The sequence below is a fragment of the Erythrobacter litoralis genome (assembly GCF_001719165.1).
Lineage (GTDB): Bacteria > Pseudomonadota > Alphaproteobacteria > Sphingomonadales > Sphingomonadaceae > Erythrobacter > Erythrobacter litoralis.
Genome location: NZ_CP017057.1, coordinates 1,943,788 through 1,960,538, shown reverse-complemented (window position 1 = coordinate 1,960,538; position 16,751 = coordinate 1,943,788). Strand labels below are relative to the sequence as shown.

13 protein-coding genes are annotated in these 16,751 nt (G+C 65.8%); 7 read left to right on the top strand and 6 right to left on the bottom strand.

Features of this window, described 5'->3' with window-relative positions:
• Positions 1-82 precede the first annotated feature (82 nt).
• The 3 genes from Ga0102493_RS09335 to Ga0102493_RS09325 are packed head-to-tail and all read left to right on the top strand — an operon-like array spanning position 83 to position 3,286.
• Positions 83-1,606 (top strand): amidohydrolase family protein, encoded by a 1,524-nt coding sequence (locus Ga0102493_RS09335; protein ID WP_034900955.1) that lies wholly within the window; start codon positions 83-85, stop codon positions 1,604-1,606.
• A complete protein-coding gene (locus Ga0102493_RS09330) occupies positions 1,599-2,336 on the top strand; it encodes an SDR family NAD(P)-dependent oxidoreductase (RefSeq protein WP_034901805.1) in 738 nt (245 codons plus the stop codon). Before Ga0102493_RS09335 ends, Ga0102493_RS09330 begins: the two co-directional genes overlap by 8 nt.
• On the top strand, positions 2,333-3,286 hold the full coding sequence (locus Ga0102493_RS09325; RefSeq protein ID WP_051697562.1) for an ester cyclase: 954 nt from the start codon (positions 2,333-2,335) through the stop codon (positions 3,284-3,286). The genes Ga0102493_RS09330 and Ga0102493_RS09325 overlap by 4 nt, the downstream gene beginning before the upstream one ends.
• 43 nt (positions 3,287-3,329) lie before the next feature.
• On the opposite strand, the gene Ga0102493_RS09320 is transcribed toward Ga0102493_RS09325, so the two are convergent.
• Positions 3,330-3,596, bottom strand: a complete 267-nt coding sequence (locus tag Ga0102493_RS09320) for a hypothetical protein (RefSeq protein ID WP_034900956.1) — start codon at positions 3,594-3,596, stop codon at positions 3,330-3,332.
• Between the two features lie 164 nt (positions 3,597-3,760).
• Here Ga0102493_RS09320 and Ga0102493_RS09315 point away from each other — a divergent pair, with 164 nt between their 5' ends.
• Positions 3,761-4,426 (top strand): hypothetical protein, encoded by a 666-nt coding sequence (locus tag Ga0102493_RS09315; protein WP_034900959.1) that lies wholly within the window; start codon positions 3,761-3,763, stop codon positions 4,424-4,426.
• 75 nt (positions 4,427-4,501) lie between these two features.
• A complete protein-coding gene (locus Ga0102493_RS09310; protein WP_034900960.1) occupies positions 4,502-6,070 on the top strand; it encodes an FAD-binding oxidoreductase in 1,569 nt (522 codons plus the stop codon).
• Between the two features lie 3 nt (positions 6,071-6,073).
• Here Ga0102493_RS09310 and ppc read toward each other — a convergent pair whose 3' ends face one another.
• The 4 genes from ppc to Ga0102493_RS09290 form a co-directional block, all read right to left on the bottom strand.
• Positions 6,074-8,740, bottom strand: coding sequence for a phosphoenolpyruvate carboxylase (gene ppc / locus Ga0102493_RS09305; RefSeq protein ID WP_034900961.1), 2,667 nt, complete (start codon positions 8,738-8,740; stop codon positions 6,074-6,076).
• A 62-nt stretch (positions 8,741-8,802) separates the two neighbouring features.
• Positions 8,803-9,030, bottom strand: coding sequence for a hypothetical protein (locus tag Ga0102493_RS09300; RefSeq protein ID WP_034900962.1), 228 nt, complete (start codon positions 9,028-9,030; stop codon positions 8,803-8,805).
• Between the two features lie 100 nt (positions 9,031-9,130).
• Positions 9,131-10,213 (bottom strand): Rv3169 family protein, encoded by a 1,083-nt coding sequence (locus Ga0102493_RS09295; protein ID WP_034900963.1) that lies wholly within the window; start codon positions 10,211-10,213, stop codon positions 9,131-9,133.
• Complete coding sequence (locus Ga0102493_RS09290; protein WP_034900964.1) at positions 10,213-11,292, bottom strand: phosphotransferase family protein; 1,080 nt, start codon at positions 11,290-11,292, stop codon at positions 10,213-10,215. The genes Ga0102493_RS09295 and Ga0102493_RS09290 overlap by 1 nt, the downstream gene beginning before the upstream one ends.
• Positions 11,293-11,497: 205 nt before the next feature.
• On the opposite strand from Ga0102493_RS09290, the gene Ga0102493_RS09285 reads away from it, so the two are divergent.
• On the top strand, positions 11,498-14,458 hold the full coding sequence (locus Ga0102493_RS09285) for a TonB-dependent receptor (protein WP_150132448.1): 2,961 nt from the start codon (positions 11,498-11,500) through the stop codon (positions 14,456-14,458).
• Between the two features lie 131 nt (positions 14,459-14,589).
• Positions 14,590-15,879, top strand: coding sequence for an O-acetylhomoserine aminocarboxypropyltransferase (locus Ga0102493_RS09280; RefSeq protein WP_034900968.1), 1,290 nt, complete (start codon positions 14,590-14,592; stop codon positions 15,877-15,879).
• Here the strand turns inward: Ga0102493_RS09280 and Ga0102493_RS09275 are convergent.
• Entirely contained in the window at positions 15,876-16,604 is a 729-nt protein-coding gene (locus Ga0102493_RS09275) for an endonuclease/exonuclease/phosphatase family protein (RefSeq protein WP_051697564.1), read from the bottom strand. The two genes, Ga0102493_RS09280 and Ga0102493_RS09275, sit on opposite strands and share 4 nt — an antisense overlap.
• Positions 16,605-16,751: the final 147 nt, after the last annotated feature.

The window sequence follows — 16,751 nt, the reverse complement described above, 5'->3', positions numbered from 1 at the left end:
GGCTGCGGCCTTCGACGGATCGTTATGGCGCGCAAACGTTTATTCATGAAGCGCGCAGGCCATCGGCGGGCATTCTCGTGGCATGGTTACGCTGCTTACCGAAGAACATCGCCGGCGACTGGCCCCGGGCGAGAGCCTTGCGCGGCTTCCGGTTCCCTCCATGATCGTGTCCAACGGGGAATTCACGCCGCCCGGGCAGAGCCTGCAATTGCGACGCTACGAGGCGCTCATGATGAACCGGTCGCAGGCCGCCTGCCGGGACGGCGACAGCGAGAGCAACGGCGCGCGCGCTTCGTGGCTCGCCTCGCCGATCGGCATGGCGAATGCCTTCGCGGCATTGAACGAGGTGTTCGACCCGCATTTCGACGTGGGCGAGGGCGAGACGGAGGATGCGGACGAAGCGGAGGCCCTGCGTGCGTCTCTCCAGGACCAGTTCGTCTTTGACGACCAGGTGCATTTCCTGCGCGACGATGCCGATCCCGACATGTTCGAGCCGCTCACTGGCCTGATCGAGCTGTCCGCCGAAATCCTTGGCCTGCCCCATGCCGGGGCGTTCGAGATCGAGCAGATCAAGTTCGCCCATTTCATCAAGGCGATCTATCTCGACAGCGACACCAAGGTCGCGCTCCTTTCGGGGGCCCCTTCTGAGGGCGTGCCGATGCTCACCAACGACCAGATGGCCGCCGCCCGCGAGGCGGTGAATTCGGTGGTCGGGGAAAGGCGGCTGCTGACCCATGCGGTGCTGGGGCCGGGGAAGGACGGCTGGCTCGACGAGGTCGACCGTGCGCACGAGGAACTGAAGCCCGACGGCTGGAAGGGCTATACCGTGGGCGAGCCTTTCTCGCCTTCGCACAAGCGTTACCGGCTCGATGACGAGGCGCTGATGTACCCCGCCTACGAACGCATGGCGAAGGCGGGCGTGCGCAATGTCTGCATCCACAAGGGTCTGCTGCCCGCAGACGCGGACGAAGTCATGCCGGGCGCGGAGCCTTTCGCCAGGGTCGACGACGTGGGCCGCGCCGCGCGCGATTGGCCGCAGCTCAATTTCGTGATCTACCACGCGGGTTATCGCACCATTCCCCAGCCGACCATCGCCGAGCTCGAACGGTTCGAGGAGACCGGGCGGATCGACTGGGTGAGCGACCTTGTCGCCATCCCCGAGCAATGGGGCGTCAGCAACGTCTATGCCGATATCGGGGCGAGCTTCGCCTTCACCGTGCTCACCCATCCGCGCCTCGCGGCGGCGATGATCGGGATGCTGGTGAAGGGGCTGGGGCCGGACAAGGTGCTGTGGGGCACCGACAGCGTCTGGTACGGCTCGCCCCAATGGCAGATCGAGGCGCTGCGCCGCCTGCGGATGCCCGAGGACCTGGTCGAGCGTTTCGGCTACCAGCCCCTCGGTTCTGCGGACAGCGATCTCAAGCGGGCGATCCTGGGCGAGAATGCCGCGCCGCTCTACGGCGTCGATCCGGCGGATTACCGCAAGGCAGCGGTTGAGGGCCGCCATCTCGACCGCATCGTCGCCGCCTATCGCGAAGCGGGCGGGGCGCCCGACAACAGCGTGCACGGGTATGCCGAACGGGGCGGAGGATCGGGCGATGCTTGAAGGCAAGACGATCCTTGTCACCGGCGCTGCGAGCGGAATCGGCCGCGCAGCGGCCCGCCTGTTCCGCGAATATGGCGCGGCCCCCGTCCTGTTCGACCGCGACGAGGCGGTGATGGATGTGGCCCGCGACCTGCCCGGCAGCGCGGCTTTGGTCGGCGACATCACCGATTGCGCGGCGCTGGCCGACGCGCTCGAGAGGCACGGGCCGTTCGATGCCGCGTTCAACAATGCGGGGACCGAAGGGATGGGCGGGCGCATGGTGCCCATCGCGGATTATCCCGAAGAGGAATTCCGCAAGGTGCAGCAGGTCAATGTCGAGGGTCTGTGGAACTGCCTGAAAGCGCTCCTGCCCGGCTTCATCGCGCGCGGGAGCGGGGCGATCGTCAACACGTCGAGCGTGACGGGCTGGCTCGGCGCGCCGGGGCTTGCCGCCTACAGCGCCTCCAAACACGCGGTGATCGGGCTCACCCGCTCCGCTGCGCTCGAGGCTGCGCCTGCGGGCGTGCGGGTCAATGCCGTACTTCCCGGCGCGGTCGAGACGCCGATGCTGACCGAGCGGGGTTTCGCGGCCAATCCCGGCTTTGCCGAAGGCGCGGCGGCATCGCATCCGATGGGCCGGATCGCCACGGCGCGCGAAGTCGCGGAAGCCGCCGCCTGGCTGCTCAGCGACCGGGCCGGTTTCGTGACCGGCCATTGCCTCGCGGTCGATGGCGGGCTTTCCGCCCGATGAGCGGGGACAGACCGGAATCGCGCGCGATAAGGCGCCTTCTGACCGATCAGATCGAGGAAATCTGGGGCAAGGGGCGCACCGGCCTGGTCGATGCGAATTACGCCGTTTCGATCGCCGATCACATGCCGGTGCCGGGGCAACCTTCGGGGCGCGAGGCGCTCAAGGACGTGGTCGACCAGTTCCGCGCTGGGATCGAGGACATGGCGATGGACCTCCATGCAACGCTCGTCGCCGGGGATTTCGGTGTCGATGTCTGGACCTTGAGCGGGACGCATTCAGGCGACCTTATCGGTGTGCCGGCGACGGGAAACCGCCTTTCGATTTCGGGCATCGACATGGTCCGCGTGGAGCAGGGCCGGATAAGCGATCTGTGGCATGTCGAGGAGATGGCGCAGCTGATGGACCAGATGGGCGCGGGCACGCTCGATATCGGGAAACCGAAAGGACTGCCTGCCGAACTGGCTGCACATGCGGGACCCGGCCCAGATGCCGGCCCCGGTGGGGATGCGATCGTTCCCGGGGAAGCTCGCTTCACACCGCGCGAGCGGCGCAATCTTGCGATCGCGCGCCGACACATCGAGGAATTGTGGGCCGGCGGAAAGGTCGAACTTGCCCATGAAATCTATCACCCGCAGGTGGTGGATCACAACATGGCGCCCGGCCAGAAACCCGGGATCGAGGGCATTCTCGACGTGTTGCGCTGGCTGAGGGAAGCGGTCCCCGACCTTGCCATGCGGATCGAATGCTATGTCATAGACGGCGACATGGTGTGCGATCGCTGGACCATGTCAGGCACCCATACGGGCGCGCTTCTCATGGGTGTCGCACCTTCGGGAAAGCGGTTTTCCATCAACGGGATGGATGTCATCCGCATCGATGAGGACGGCCTCGTCACCGATGTCTGGCACGCCGAGGAATTCGCCCGCCTTCTGGCGCAGCTGTCCGGCTAGGCCCGCTGCCGGGCGTGCCCGGCCTCGCCAGGGGCAGGCACGATCACTCGACCATGCCCGCTTCGTCCTCGTCGGTGAGTTCGTTCTCTACGGAACCGGCAGTCTCGTCGGCGATCGCCTCGTCCGGAGTGTTCGGCTCGGCGATCCCTCCGATCGCGGTTTCCTGCGAACCGGCCGACTCGGGTTCCTCGATCTCCGGATAAGCCTTGCTCTCCTGCTGCGATCCGCAGGAGGCGAGGCCAAGTGCGGCGAGGGCCAGGGGGAGGGCGAGGGGAAAGGCGGGGGGGATCGAACTGGCGGTCTTCTTCATGTGCTGCTCCGGTGTCGTGTCCGCCTTCAACGAAGCGCGGGCCGCGAATATCCGGCAGGGTGAGGGCACGCAGCGCATGTCTCGCACGGCTCGGCCCTGATCGCACCACGAGGATCGGCGCAGATGCGCGGGATGAAAGGTAGCCCGCCCGGCAGGGTGCGGACATGACAGGAGCGCGCTACAACCTTCACGGGGCCATCGGCTATTTCGGCGCGGGCGGCGCGCGCACGGGGAGCGAATTGTTCAGCGTCTCGCGCGAGGCGGACGGTTCGGGCGTGCTGCGCGCGCAATGCGTGATGGATTACGATGCGCTGGTGCGCGACTGCCTGCTCTGCCTCGACCCCGACGAAGCGCCGCGCGAAGCCTTCGTGCGCACGGTCGAGTGCGGGCGAATACTCGGCAGCGGTCATTACCGGTTCGGCGCCGGGCGCATCCTAGCCGACATCGTCCCCGCTGATGGCAATCCCGAACGGATCGAGCAGGCGGAGGATTGCCGCTTCTTCGGCACCCATTCGCTGGTCAATGACGGCTGGATCGTGCGCGCGCTGGCCGGCGATCGTATCGCCGCGATCACCGTCCATGCCAATTCGCTGGCCGCCAATGGCGGAGGTGTCCCGGGGCTTTACGCGACGCAGGCGCGGATCGAGCAACACGGCAAGGAGCGCCGCGAGGTCGCGGCGGGCACGTTCGATTGCCGTTTCGTCACCGTCACCTATGGCGATTATCCGCCGATCGAGATGTGGCTTTGCGAAAGTCTCGACGTGCTCGCCTTCATGCGCTGGGACTATCTCGACGGCCATTACGAGCTGCTGTCGCTGAAACAGAGCTAGCGGGCGACTATCCGAGGGGCGGAGAGAGGATCTTGCGGAGCGGTCCCCGGGCCTGCCCCGGCGTATCGTGGGCACATGGCTACTGCAATCAGGGACGGGCAGGACGCGCTGGCGGGCCTTGCCACGATCGTCGGGTCGGACAATGTCCTGACCGATCCCGAAACCCTCGAATTCTATGCGACCGATGTGTTCCGGCGGCACGAATTGCCGCTTGCGGTGGTGCGGCCCGGCAGCGCCGAGGGGATCGCCCGGATCGTGCGTCACGCGCGCGGACATTCCATGCCGATCGTCATGCGCGGCGGTGGGGCGAGCTATACCGATGCCTATGCCCATCAGCGGCAGGGCGGCGTGACGCTCGATTTCTCGCGCATGAAGGCGATCCATATCGATGAGGACAATGCCCTTGTCAGCGTCGAGCCCGGTGTGACCTGGGCCGAACTGCGCGAGGCGCTTGGCCCGCGCGGGCTCAAGACGCGTTTCTGGGGGAGCTATTCGGGCCTCAATGCAACCGTTGCGGGCGGGGTCTCGATGAACGCGATCAGCCACGGTCAGGGCACGGCGGCCGACAGCGTGGTATCACTGGCCGTCGTCACCGGCACGGGCGAGATGCTTTGCACCGGCAGTGCGCTGTCCGGCCCGGCGCTTCCGTTCTCGCGTCATTACGGACCCGACCTTGCGGGCCTGTTCACGGGCGATTGCGGCGCGCTCGGCATCAAGGTGCGCATCACCCTCGCGCTTGAAAGGGCGGGGGCGGCGCATGGTGCCGCCTCGTTCGATTTCGCGCGTTTCGAGGACTTGCACCGGGCGCTCCGCCAGGTCGCGGCAAGCGGCCTTGCCGAGGAAAATTTCGGGCTCGACGAAGCGCTCCAGCAGGGCCAGATCGGCGAGGCGGACCTGTCCGACAAGCTCGACATGGCGGGCGCGGTGATGAAAAACAGCGCCTCGCTCGCCAAGGGGGCGAAGACGGTCGCCAAGATGGCGCTGGCCGGCTCGAAGGGGATCGCCAGGGCCAAGTTCGCCGGGCACTTCATCGCGGAAGGCTTTGACGACAGGGACGCTGCGCACAAGATCGCCGAGATCAGGCGCATCGCCCGCGAATACGGAAAGGAAATTTCCGCGAGCGTGCCCGAAGTCGTGCGCGCCATGCCCTTTGCCCCGCTCAACAATGTCGTCGGGCCCAAGGGCGAACGCTGGCTTCCGATGCACGCCCAGCTGCCGCATTGCGCCGCGCGCCCCTTTCATGAGGCGCTGCAGGCCTATTGGCAATCGCGCCGCGCCGACATGGACTCGCACGGCATCTATACCGGCGGGATGTTCATGGCCATCGGCACCAGCGTCTTCATCTACGAGCCGACGTTCTACTGGCCCGATGCGCGCAATGCCTATCACGAACGCACCGTCGAACCCGTGCATCTCGAGGGCCTTCCCGTCTATGAAGCCGCGCCCGAGGCCGAGGCGCTGGTGAAGGAAATGAAGCGCGAGGTCGTCGCGCTCATGCACGATCATGGCGGGGTGCATTACCAGATCGGGCGGTCCTATCCCTATCTAAAGGACCACGATCCCGTGCATCTTGCGCTGGTGCGCACGCTCAAGCGGGAACTCGACCCCGATGCGATCATCAATCCCGGCGCGCTGGGGCTTTAGGCGTCAGCCGCTGTTGCGAAGTGCGGTCGCGATGGCGTTGATCGAGAGCTGGATGCCTTCGGCGATGCGCGGATCGTCCTCGCCGCTGCGGTGGCGGCGCAGCAATTCGACCTGCAGCAGGTTCAGCGGTTCGATATAGGGCAGCCGCAGCCGGATCGAGGCGTCGAGCTGGGGCGAATGTTCGAGCAGATAGCTCTGTCCCGTCGCTTCCAGCAGCCCATCATGGGTCAGGCTCCAGCCTTTCTCGATGCGCGGGAAGATGCGCTGCGCCAGGGCGCTGTCCTCGGCCAGCAGGGCGTATTGTCGTGCAATCCCCATGTCGGATTTCGCCAGCACCATTTCCATGTTGGCGAGCGCGTTCCTGAAGAATGGCCATTCCCGGGCCATGGCACGCAGCAGGCCCTTGTCGTCGAAGGCATCGAGCGCGTGGCCGACCCCGTACCAGCCCGGCAGCATCACACGCGCCTGGCTCCAGGAAAACACCCACGGAATCGCGCGCAGGTCCTCGATGCGGTCGGTGCCCTTGCGGCTCGCCGGGCGGCTGCCGATCTTCAGCCCCGCTATCTCGGCGATCGGGGTCATCTGGCGGAAGAGATCGACAAAGCCTTCGGTCTCGTAAACGAGTGCGCGATAGGCCCCGAAAGCGGTGCGGGAGATCTCCCCCATCGCCGATGCGAAACGCTGCGCGTCGGAGGGCGCGATCCGTTCCGGTTCGAGCGTTGCGAGCACGGTCGCGCTTGCGATGGCTTCAAGGTTGCGCGCGGCATTGTCGCGGCTGCCGTATTTGGCCGCGATCACCTCGCCCTGTTCGGTAATCCGGATGCGCGCGTTCACGGTGCCGCGCGGCTGGCCGCGGATCGCATCGAAGGCCGAGCCTCCGCCGCGCCCGACCGACCCGCCGCGCCCGTGAAAGAGCTGCATGGTGACGCCCGCCTCGGCAAAGACCTTGCCCAAGGCCTCGCTCGCGCTGGCGAGATGCCAGGAGGAGGTGAGATAGCCCCCGTCCTTGTTCGAATCCGAATAGCCCAGCATCACTTCCTGGAACCCCCGCGTGCCCGCGAGGTCGGCAAGTTCGGGGAGGGCCAGCGCCTCTCGCATGATCGCGGGCGCAGCTTCGAGGTCGCCGATCGTCTCGAACAGGGGGACCGGCATGACGGGGCATTCCGCCCGCTCGCCCGGGCGGTAGAGTCCCGCTTCGCGCAGCAGGACGAGAACTTCGAGAAGGTCCGAAACGCTCGTCGCCATCGAAACGATATATTGCGTGACCGCCGCCGCGCCGAAGCGGCGATGCGCGCGCGCGACCGCGTCGATGATCTCGAGCTCGCCGGTCGTCTCCTCGGAATAATCGTGCCACGAAATGCGCAGCGGGCGCGCTTCGGCAAGTTCGCCGCGCAGGACCGCGATGCGCTCCTCCTCGTCCAGGGCAGCGTAATCCTCCTCGACCCCGGCAGCGGCGAGCATTTCGGCGACGACGCGTTCGTGCACCGCGCTGTTCTGCCTGAGGTCGAGCGTGGCGAGGTGAAACCCGAACAGCCGAACGGTACGGATCAGCCGGGCGAGCCCGTCGCCGCTGGCAAGTCCCGCACCCCCCAGCCTTTCAAGCGCGGCGGCTATGGTCTCCAGTTCGCCGAGAAGCTCCTCGGGAGAGGCATAGGCCGGCCGCTCCGCCACCGGGGCGCGCGGCGGGTCGGTTGCGGTGAGTTCGCGGTAGGTTGCCGCAAGCCGGGCATAGATCCCGGCGAGCGCGCGGCGATAGGGCTCGTCCCGGCGATGGGCGGACGTATCGCCGCTTGCCTCCGCAAGCGCTTCGAGTGCGGGGTCGACCGGGGCAAGCTCGCTCGAGATCGAAAGCTCCGCGCCGAGATCATGGACCGCGTCGAGATAGGCCCCGATCACCAGCCGCGCGGCGCGCGAGAGCGCGTAATCGAGCGACCCGGCGGTGACATGGGGGTTACCGTCGCGGTCTCCGCCGATCCAGCTGCCGAGCCGGATGAACCCCGGAAGCTCGCGCCCGAGCGCGCTTTCCCAGCGTTCGAAGAGGGTGGGCAGAACGGGAAGGAATACTTCGCGCATTACGTCGATCGCGTTGTCGACTTCGTCGGTGACGTAGAGCCGGTCGCGGCGCAGCGTGCGGGTGTGCCACAAAAGCGCGATCTGGCGGGCGATCGCCGTCTCGACCGCGTCCGCCGGCTCGGCTGCCCCGTTTGCCGCGTCACGCTCCTGCATCAGCCGGGCAATGGCGGCGCGGTGATCGAGCACGCTCTTGCGCCGCACCTCGGTCGGATGAGCGGTCAGCACCGGGGCGATCAGCGCGTTTTCGAGCAGCCGCGCGACATCCTCGCGCGAGATGCCGTCCTCTTCAAGCATCCGCAGCGCCGAGGCGAGATCACTTGCCCCTTCGGCGACGGGCGCCGCGCGATCCTCGGCGAGATTGGCGAGCATCGAGAACAGCCCGAAACCGCGCACGAACGCGAGCGTCTCATCGAGATCGAGCTTTTCGAGCCCGAGGTCCGCGATGTCCTCGCCCCGATGGCGGTCGATGCTGGCGCGGCGAATTTCCTCGGTCCGCTCGAACAGGCGCTCGCCGCCATGCTCGCGGATCACGTCGCCCAGCAGCTTGCCGAGAAAGCGGATGTCCGGATTCTGCTGGACCGGGGAACGACTCGCCAATGCTATGTCCTCGTGAAAAAGGGGGAGGGGCCGTGGCCCCGGTCTGTACGCCGTACTAGCGCCTAGTCCCCGCCGGGGGCAAAGGGTTCGGGTGCGGGCGCGGGTGTCGCATCGTCGGTGGCTTCGCCGTCACCGTTCATCTGTTCGATCTCGACCGGCGTATCGACATCGCCGTCGCGATCGCCCGAAGGGTTGAAGAAGACGATCACGGCGAGAATGCCGAGCCCGGCTATGACGAGCGGCCAGAGCCATTTGGAGCGGCTGGATTCGGGCTTCTTTGGGTCGACCATGGTGGTCCTCCTCGTTCTATTGTCCATTCGCGCGCCTTTCCGGCGGCGCGCTTTCAGGGAATCCAACGGGAGGGGCAGGCCGCCGTTCCGCGAAAAGGGCTCAGGCCGGGTCCGCGATGCCTGCAAGGCCGAGCGGCGCGTAGGGCCCGATCGCGAGCTGCTCGAACACGCCCATGCCGTTCGCTTCGCCGCTTACGCGGCAGAGCATCTGGACGTGGAGATTGTCCATCGCGGCTGGGTCGAGTTCGGCCAGCATGAGGTCTTCGCGCTCCACCCGCAGCGGGCCGTGATGGAGGCCATGGCCCCATTCGGGATGGGTGTAGCCGATGCCCTTCATCTGGAAACGCGCTATCGGCGCAAGCTCGAGAGCGCGCGGCGCCCCCGGCACGTCGATTTCGAGCGATGCGCCCGCCGGCCAACGCGAACCCCGTTCGAGCCTTGCCGTGAGCGAGCCTTCGCCCTCGGCCACCGCGTCCTGTCCGCAGCCGTCCGGCGCGAAGGCCGCGCGCGTGTTCCATGCGCGCCCGTCCGGGTCGGCATTGACGTGGAAGAACAACGAGCCGCCTTCGATGTTCAGCGGGGTCCATTGCCAGAAGAAGGAGGGCAGCGGCGCGCTCGGGTTCGGCTGTTCGTCGCGCGCGCCCACCGGCCGCACGCCCCAACTGCGGTCGCGCGTTCCCATCGTGCCCGCGTTCATGTCCTCGCACACGCCGTCGGCCTCGATCCAGCCTTCGTAATGGCCGTTCTGGGTCATGCGGGTATAATCCATGAAGGCGCGCGGGCCGATCCGATGGATGAAGCGCGGTTCCTCGATCGGCGCGCCGCGGGCGGTGAAGATGAATTCGCCCGCCAGTCCCTCGGTCTCCTCGATCGTGACCTTCAGCCGCTTCAGGGGCTCGATCACCTCGATCGCAATCGGCCCGACCTTCAATCCCATCCGCTCCATGCCGAGCTCGCAGCTTGCGTGGAGGCAATGCTGCACGCCGCCCCGGATGAAGCTGAAATGCGCATCCGCCACGTCGAGATGGGGATAGACCCCGAAGGCGGCGGCGAAAAAGCCGCTCCCGTCAGGCGCGTAGCCGTTGAAGAAGTACCGGTCGTAGAAATTGCGGTCGGTCCCGGCATAGGCGACCGGTTCGGGTGTCTGGTGGATCGGGTATTCGTCACCGCGCGTCAGGACCATCAGGCGCTCTCCTTCAGGGCTGCTAGGCTGTTTCGTTCGAGCACGAGAGAGCAGGCCCCGCGCGCCATGGACAGGAAATTGGCATCGCCGCGCTTTGTGCGCTCGACGAAGGCGGCGCTGAAGACCGCGGTCGAAACACCGTGCAGGGCGCCGACGCGATAATCCTGATCGATATCCGCGCGTGCCAGGGCGACGCCGCGCGCGCCCATCTCGCAAAGCCACAGGTCGAGCAATTCGCCCTCGGCCTCGCGGCGCAGGTCGGTGCCGATCCCGCAGCCGAGGAAGTAGCCGATATCGGTCATGGCCTTGCCGGTGGTGACGGTCTGCCAGTCGAGGATCGCGATCGGCTCCGCTGCGCCCTTGATATCGAACAGCATGTTGTCGAGCCGGAAATCGCCATGGACGAGGCATTGCGGGCGAGCGTTGTCGCGCTCGAAGAAGGCGGGGGTGGCGGCGAGTTCCTCGCACAGCGCCATGTATTCGGGTTCCAGCGTTTCGGCATAGCGTTCGCGGAAGACAGCCTGCGCCTGCGGATACATAGCGGCGATGCGCGCCGAGAGTTCAGGGGCGGGCGCGATCCACCCGGCTTCGAGCAGTTCCGTGCGCTGCCAGCTTCCGGCATGGATCGCGGCGGCCTGCCGGATCGCGGCGCGCGCGTCCTCGATCCCGCAGCCCGCGATCTGGTCTCCGCCGCGCGCGGGGCCGAGATCCTCGAACAGGATGACCTGCCCGGTCCCGTCCTCACTCACATGGGCGGCAAGAACGCGCGGCACGCGGACATCGAGAAGGGGGGCGGCCTCGCGGTAGAAGCACACTTCCTTGGCATAGAGGCCCATCATCGCCGCCGTGCCGCGGCTGGTAGCGTCTTCGGCGCTGAACTTGGCGGCGAGCGTCGGCGGGCCGGCGCGGTCAGGGGCGTAGCGAAGGTGGAAACGGACCGAATCGCCGACCTGTCCGGTGCCGATCGCCTCCCATGTGAATTCCGTCACCCGGCCCTCTGCAAGAAGGCCATTCTCGCGCAGGGCCAGCGTCAGCCAATCAGCCGTCACGGCATCCGCATGCACCGGAAAATCGTTCAATTTCCAAGTCCTCTCCCGCCCCGATGCTTAAGGCCCATGGCAAGGCGCGGCAATGACCATTGTGAGAGGGGCGCAACCACGGGCGCCCTGTCGGCCGGATGATGCGGCCCGTCGCGGGATGAGATTTTTATTACCCAGTTGTCTGAATTTGAGGTATATTCTTGCCCCAGAGCCGCCCAAGCGGCCGAAAATGGGGGAGAAAATCATGAAGGCCAGAACCATTCTGCTTGCCGGAATCTGTCTTGCGTCCATGGCGACGCCGGCGTTTTCGCAAAGTTCCAACCAGATCGATCCGGATGACCTGCCCGAAGTCCCGCGCGATGCCAATGTCATCATCGTCACCGCGCAGCGTCAGGCGCAGAGCCTCCAGGAAGTTCCGCTCGCCGTGACCGCCTTCGATGCCGAAGCGCTGCAGGCGCAGCAGATCGAGAATGCGAGCGATCTCCAGCTGACCTTGCCCAACGTGTCCTTCACCAAGGGCAATTTCACCGGCTCGAGCTTCACCATCCGCGGCATCGGCGACCTGTGCGTGGGGGTAAGCTGCGACAGCGCGACGGGCATAGCGCTCAATTCGGCGCCGCTGTTCAACACCCGCCTGTTCGAGACCGAATATTTCGATCTCGAACGGATCGAGGTGCTGCGCGGGCCGCAGGGAACGCTTTTCGGGCGCAACGCGACCTCGGGCGTGGTCAACATCATCACCGCCAAGCCCGACCTCAACGCCTTTTCCGGCAGCGCGCAGTTCGAATACGGCAATTTCGACAGCATCCGCGCGCAGGCCATGCTCAACCTGCCGATCGGCGATACGCTGGGCGCGCGGGTCGCGGGCATCTTCCTGAAGCGCGACGGCTTTACAGAAAACCTGTTCAACGGCGAGGACATCGACGGACGCGAACAATTCGCGATCCGCGGCTCGCTGCGCTGGGAGCCGGGGCCGGACACCACGCTCGACATCATGGGCTATTATTTCGAGGAGGACGACGACCGGCTGCGCATCCAGAAGCAGCTGTGCCAGCGCGACCCGACCGGCGTACTGGGCTGCCTCAACAACCGCCGCGATTTCGACCAGCTCAACGGCAATTCGACCTTTACCGGCACGCTGGGTTCGGAAGAATTCCTTCAGTTGAACGGCCTGCCGCCCGGCTTCGGCCTCAACAGCCTGTATGGCCCGGATGGCTATGCGAATTTCGACGAGCCGAACGACGTGCGCCAGGTCCGCACCCAGTTCACCCCCGAATATTTCGCCGATGAATTGCAGCTACAGGCCCATCTCGAGCACAATTTCGGTGCCGTCGCGCTGAGCGTGACCGGCACCTATCAGGAAAGCTCGGTCGATTCGCGCCAGGACTACAATCTCGGGATCAACGATCCGGCGTTCTATGCACCCGCGCTCGCCCAGTTGTCCGCCTTCGCCAATCCGGCCATCGTGGGTCCTGATACGGCGGCCTATTTCCAGCCCATCGTCGATGCGATCATCCCGAACGGGCCGGGCGGCGAGCTGTGCACATCGGACACGCGGCTCGACAATCGCGGGGCTTTCGAGGGCTTTTCGATCGGTTCGCCCGCTGGCCAGCAGTTCGACCGCTCCAATCAGGAGGACCGCGCGTGGTCGGTCGAGGCGATCGTCTCATCCGATTTCGACGGGCCGTTCAATTTCCTGCTGGGCGGCATCTATGCCGATCTCAACACGAGCGAGAACAGCTATTTCGTGAATGCCTTCCCGATCGATTACATCACCGGCGTCCTGGGCTCGTTCAATGCGCTCGCGGCCGGGCTGCCGCCGTCCTATCTCGCGACCTCGTTCTTTCGCAACAACACGCAGGACTACAATCTCGAAAGCTGGGGCATTTTCGGCGAGGTCTATTTCGACATCACCGATCGGCTGAAATTCACCGGCGGCCTGCGCTACAACGACGATTCCAAATCGATCACCGCGCGTTCGACGCTGGCGAGTTTCCTCAATCCCTATTCGAATGACGGCGATCCGTTCACCTCGCCCTTCGTCGGCCTGTTCGATGCCGATCCCGGGATACCCGACAACCAGCTGTCGCAGGAACGTTCGGTCAGCTTCAACGAGATCACGGGCCGCGCGGTGCTCGATTTCCAGATCACGCCCGACAACCTGCTCTATGCGTCCTATTCGCGCGGCTACAAGTCGGGCGGGATCAATCCGCCGCTGCAGCCCATCTTCAACGTGCCCGAAAGCTTCGGTCCGGAAACGATCGACGCTTTCGAGATCGGCACCAAGAACACCTTCGCGAACGGGGCACTGCAGCTCAATGCGACCGCGTTCTTCTACAAGTATCAGGACCTGCAGCTCAGCCGGATCATCGCGCGCACATCGGTCAACGATACGATCGATGCCGATATCTACGGGCTGGAGCTCGAAAGCATCATCCGTCCGTCGCCCGATTGGCTCATCAACGTGAATTTCAGCTATCTCAAGGCCGAGGTGGCGGGCGACCAGTTCTTCTCCAATCCGCGCGATCCGGGCGGAGGGGACGAGAACGCGGTGATTGTCAAGGACATCACCAATGGCGCTCTGTGCGCCGTGACCGGGGCGTCCGAGGGCGGTCCGGATGCCTTCGTCAATTTCGTCAATTCCGAGCTCAATGCAGGCAATGTGCCGGGCCTTTCCGCACCGGTAACGGCGCCGCTTCAGGGGACGAGCGAATTCCCGGCCGATGGCGGCATCGCCTCCTCGGGCGCGTTCAGCATCTGCGAGGTGCTGGCGGGCTATGCCTCCTCGCCCGCAGGGGCGGCCTTTGGCGGGGTCGAGGTGCTCAGCCCCGGGGTCGAGGTGAACCTGCGCGGCAACACTCTGCCCCAGGCGCCGACGATCAAGGCATCGGCGGGCGTCCAGTACACCGCCGATTTCGGCAATGGCTACAGCCTGGTCCCCCGTTTCGACGTAGCGCTGACGGGCGAGCAGTTCGGCAATGTCTTCAACGGCAGGGTGAACCGCATCGCGCCGTTCGTGCAGGCGAATGCGCAGGTTCAGCTCAATTCGGACGATGGCTGGTTCGTGCGCGGCTTCATCCAGAACATCTTCGACAGCAATTCGACCACCGGCCTTTACGTGACCGATGCGAGTTCGGGGCTGTTCACCAACATCTTCACGCTCGATCCGAGGCGCTACGGCGTCGCGGTCGGCGCAAGCTTCTAGCGGCCAGGCGGCCCTGAAAGCGGAGGGGGTCGGCGGGTCGGCTCCCTCCGTTCATTTTGGGATTTACGCCGCCTTGTGCGTGTGGTTGATGCGGGTCCCGCTCGCTTCCCGACAGACCCGAGGACCCGACCATGACCGACATGAAGCTCGAATCGCTCGCCATACACGGCGGCTGCGCGCCCGATCCGACGACCAATGCGCGGATCACGCCGATCTACCAGACTGCGAGCTATGTCTTCGACGATGCCGAACACGCCGCCGACCTGTTCGCGCTGAAGCAGTTCGGAAACATCTATTCGCGCATCATGAACCCGACCAACGACGTGCTGGAAAAGAAGATCGCCGCGATGGAAGGCGGTGTCGGCGCGCTCGGCCTTGCCAGCGGCCACGCGGCGCAATTGGTTGCGTTCCACACGCTGATGGAGCCGGGCTGCAACATCGTCGCGGCGAAGAAGCTCTATGGCGGCTCGCTCAACCAGATGGGCGAGGCGTTCCGCAAGTTCGGTTGGGAAACGCGCTTCGTCGATGCCGACGATCCCGAGAATGTGCGCAAGGCGATGGACGAGAAGACCCGCTGCGTTTTCGTCGAGAGCCTCGCCAATCCGGGCGGGGTGGTGACCGACATCCGCGCCATCGCCGACATCGCCCATGAAGGCGGCGTCCCGCTGATCGTCGACAACACGATGGCGACGCCGATGCTGTGCCGCCCGTTCGAACACGGCGCGGACATCGTCACGCATTCGACGACCAAGTTCCTGAATGGTCACGGAAACGCGGTCGGCGGGGTGATCGTCGATTCAGGAAAATTCGACTGGAAGGCGCAAGGGTCAAAATTCCCGAGCCTGACCGAGCCCAACGGCTCCTATCACGGCGCGGTACTGGTCGATGCGCTGGAACCCATCGGCCCGATCGCCTTCATCACCGCCTGCCGCGTGCTCGGCCTGCGCGACCTTGGCCCTGCCATGGCGCCGCAGAACGCCTGGCTCGCGATCACGGGCATGGAGACGCTCGCGCTGCGCATGGAGCGGCATTGCGACAACGCGTTGGCGGTGGCGAAGTGGCTCAAGGACCACGACAAGATCGAATGGGTGTCCTATGCCGGGCTTGACGACAATCCATACAAGCCGCTCGCCGACAAGTATCTCGGCGGCAAGGGCGGGGCGGTCTTCACCTTCGGGGTGAAGGGCGGCTACGAGGCGGGCGTGAAGCTCGTCTCGAATGTCGAGATGTTCAGCCACCTTGCCAATATCGGCGACACGCGCTCGCTCATCATCCACCCGGCCTCGACCACGCACAGCCAGCTGGGAGAAGCGGAACTGGTCGCGGCGGGCGCGGGGCCTGACGTGGTGCGGATCTCGGTCGGGATCGAGCATGTAGACGATATCATCGCCGACCTCGAACGGGGGCTGGCCAAACTCTAGGCGAAGGCGAAATCGGCCCAGACCGGCAGGTGGTCCGAAGCGCGCGAGGCGAGCGCGCTGCGGTGCACGCCGCAGTCCTTTGCCATGAGCCTTTCGCAATGCATGATCCGGTCGAGCCGCCCGACGGGACGCGCCGCGTGAAAGCTCGGTCCGCAATCGAGGATCTCGAAATGCCGGCCGAATTCGCGGAAGGTGCCCGCGCTGCCGCGCCATTCGTTGAGATCGCCCATCAGTACGGTCGGATGGTCGATCCGGGCCTCGGCCGCGAGATCGGCGATCGCGCGCGCCTGCCGGGTTCGCCAAAGGCCCGAAAGGTCGAGATGCATGCCGAACACGGCAAGGCTTCGCCCGCGCACCGAAAGCGTTGCAGTGACCACGCCGCGCGGTTCGAGACAGGGAATGTGGATGATGTCGTGGGCCTCGATTGCGATCCCCTTCTTCACGAGGATCGCATTGCCATGCCAGCCCATCGAATCGGTCTGCACGTCGAGAGGAACCGCTTCGTAATCGGTGTGGTTCTCGATCAGGACCTGCGGCAGCACGCTTTCGCGCAGGCCGAACCGGCGATCGGCCTCCTGCAGGGCGACGATATCGGCGTCGATTTCACCCAGTACGCGCAGGATGCGCAGCGGGTCGCGGCGGCGGTCGAGGCCGACACCCTTGCGGATATTGTAGCTCGCGACCCTGACCCTGTGCGGACCGGGGCGGGTGGTCTCGCCGGCCATGCGTTCCTCTCGCTCATGTCCTGCCGATCGCGCTAGCACATCCCGCGCGAAGCTGCATCCGCGTTGGCCGGGGCGCTCGCCGGAGCGCTGGCCGGAGCGCCGCTAAGAGTCTACGAGCGTGAACGGCGGCGGCATGGGGCCCCGCGC

What these genes read in the sequence shown, in the direction of transcription:
- Ga0102493_RS09335 (WP_034900955.1), top strand. Translation starts at nt 83, where the DNA reads ATGGTTACGCTGCTTACCGAAGAACATCGCCGGCGACTGGCCCCGGGC.
- Ga0102493_RS09330 (WP_034901805.1), top strand. Translation starts at nt 1,599, where the DNA reads ATGCTTGAAGGCAAGACGATCCTTGTCACCGGCGCTGCGAGCGGAATC.
- Ga0102493_RS09325 (WP_051697562.1), top strand. Translation starts at nt 2,333, where the DNA reads ATGAGCGGGGACAGACCGGAATCGCGCGCGATAAGGCGCCTTCTGACC.
- Ga0102493_RS09320 (WP_034900956.1), bottom strand. Translation starts at nt 3,596, where the DNA reads ATGAAGAAGACCGCCAGTTCGATCCCCCCCGCCTTTCCCCTCGCCCTC.
- Ga0102493_RS09315 (WP_034900959.1), top strand. Translation starts at nt 3,761, where the DNA reads ATGACAGGAGCGCGCTACAACCTTCACGGGGCCATCGGCTATTTCGGC.
- Ga0102493_RS09310 (WP_034900960.1), top strand. Translation starts at nt 4,502, where the DNA reads ATGGCTACTGCAATCAGGGACGGGCAGGACGCGCTGGCGGGCCTTGCC.
- Ga0102493_RS09300 (WP_034900962.1), bottom strand. Translation starts at nt 9,030, where the DNA reads ATGGTCGACCCAAAGAAGCCCGAATCCAGCCGCTCCAAATGGCTCTGG.
- Ga0102493_RS09295 (WP_034900963.1), bottom strand. Translation starts at nt 10,213, where the DNA reads ATGGTCCTGACGCGCGGTGACGAATACCCGATCCACCAGACACCCGAA.
- Ga0102493_RS09285 (WP_150132448.1), top strand. Translation starts at nt 11,498, where the DNA reads ATGAAGGCCAGAACCATTCTGCTTGCCGGAATCTGTCTTGCGTCCATG.
- Ga0102493_RS09280 (WP_034900968.1), top strand. Translation starts at nt 14,590, where the DNA reads ATGACCGACATGAAGCTCGAATCGCTCGCCATACACGGCGGCTGCGCG.
- Ga0102493_RS09275 (WP_051697564.1), bottom strand. Translation starts at nt 16,604, where the DNA reads ATGGCCGGCGAGACCACCCGCCCCGGTCCGCACAGGGTCAGGGTCGCG.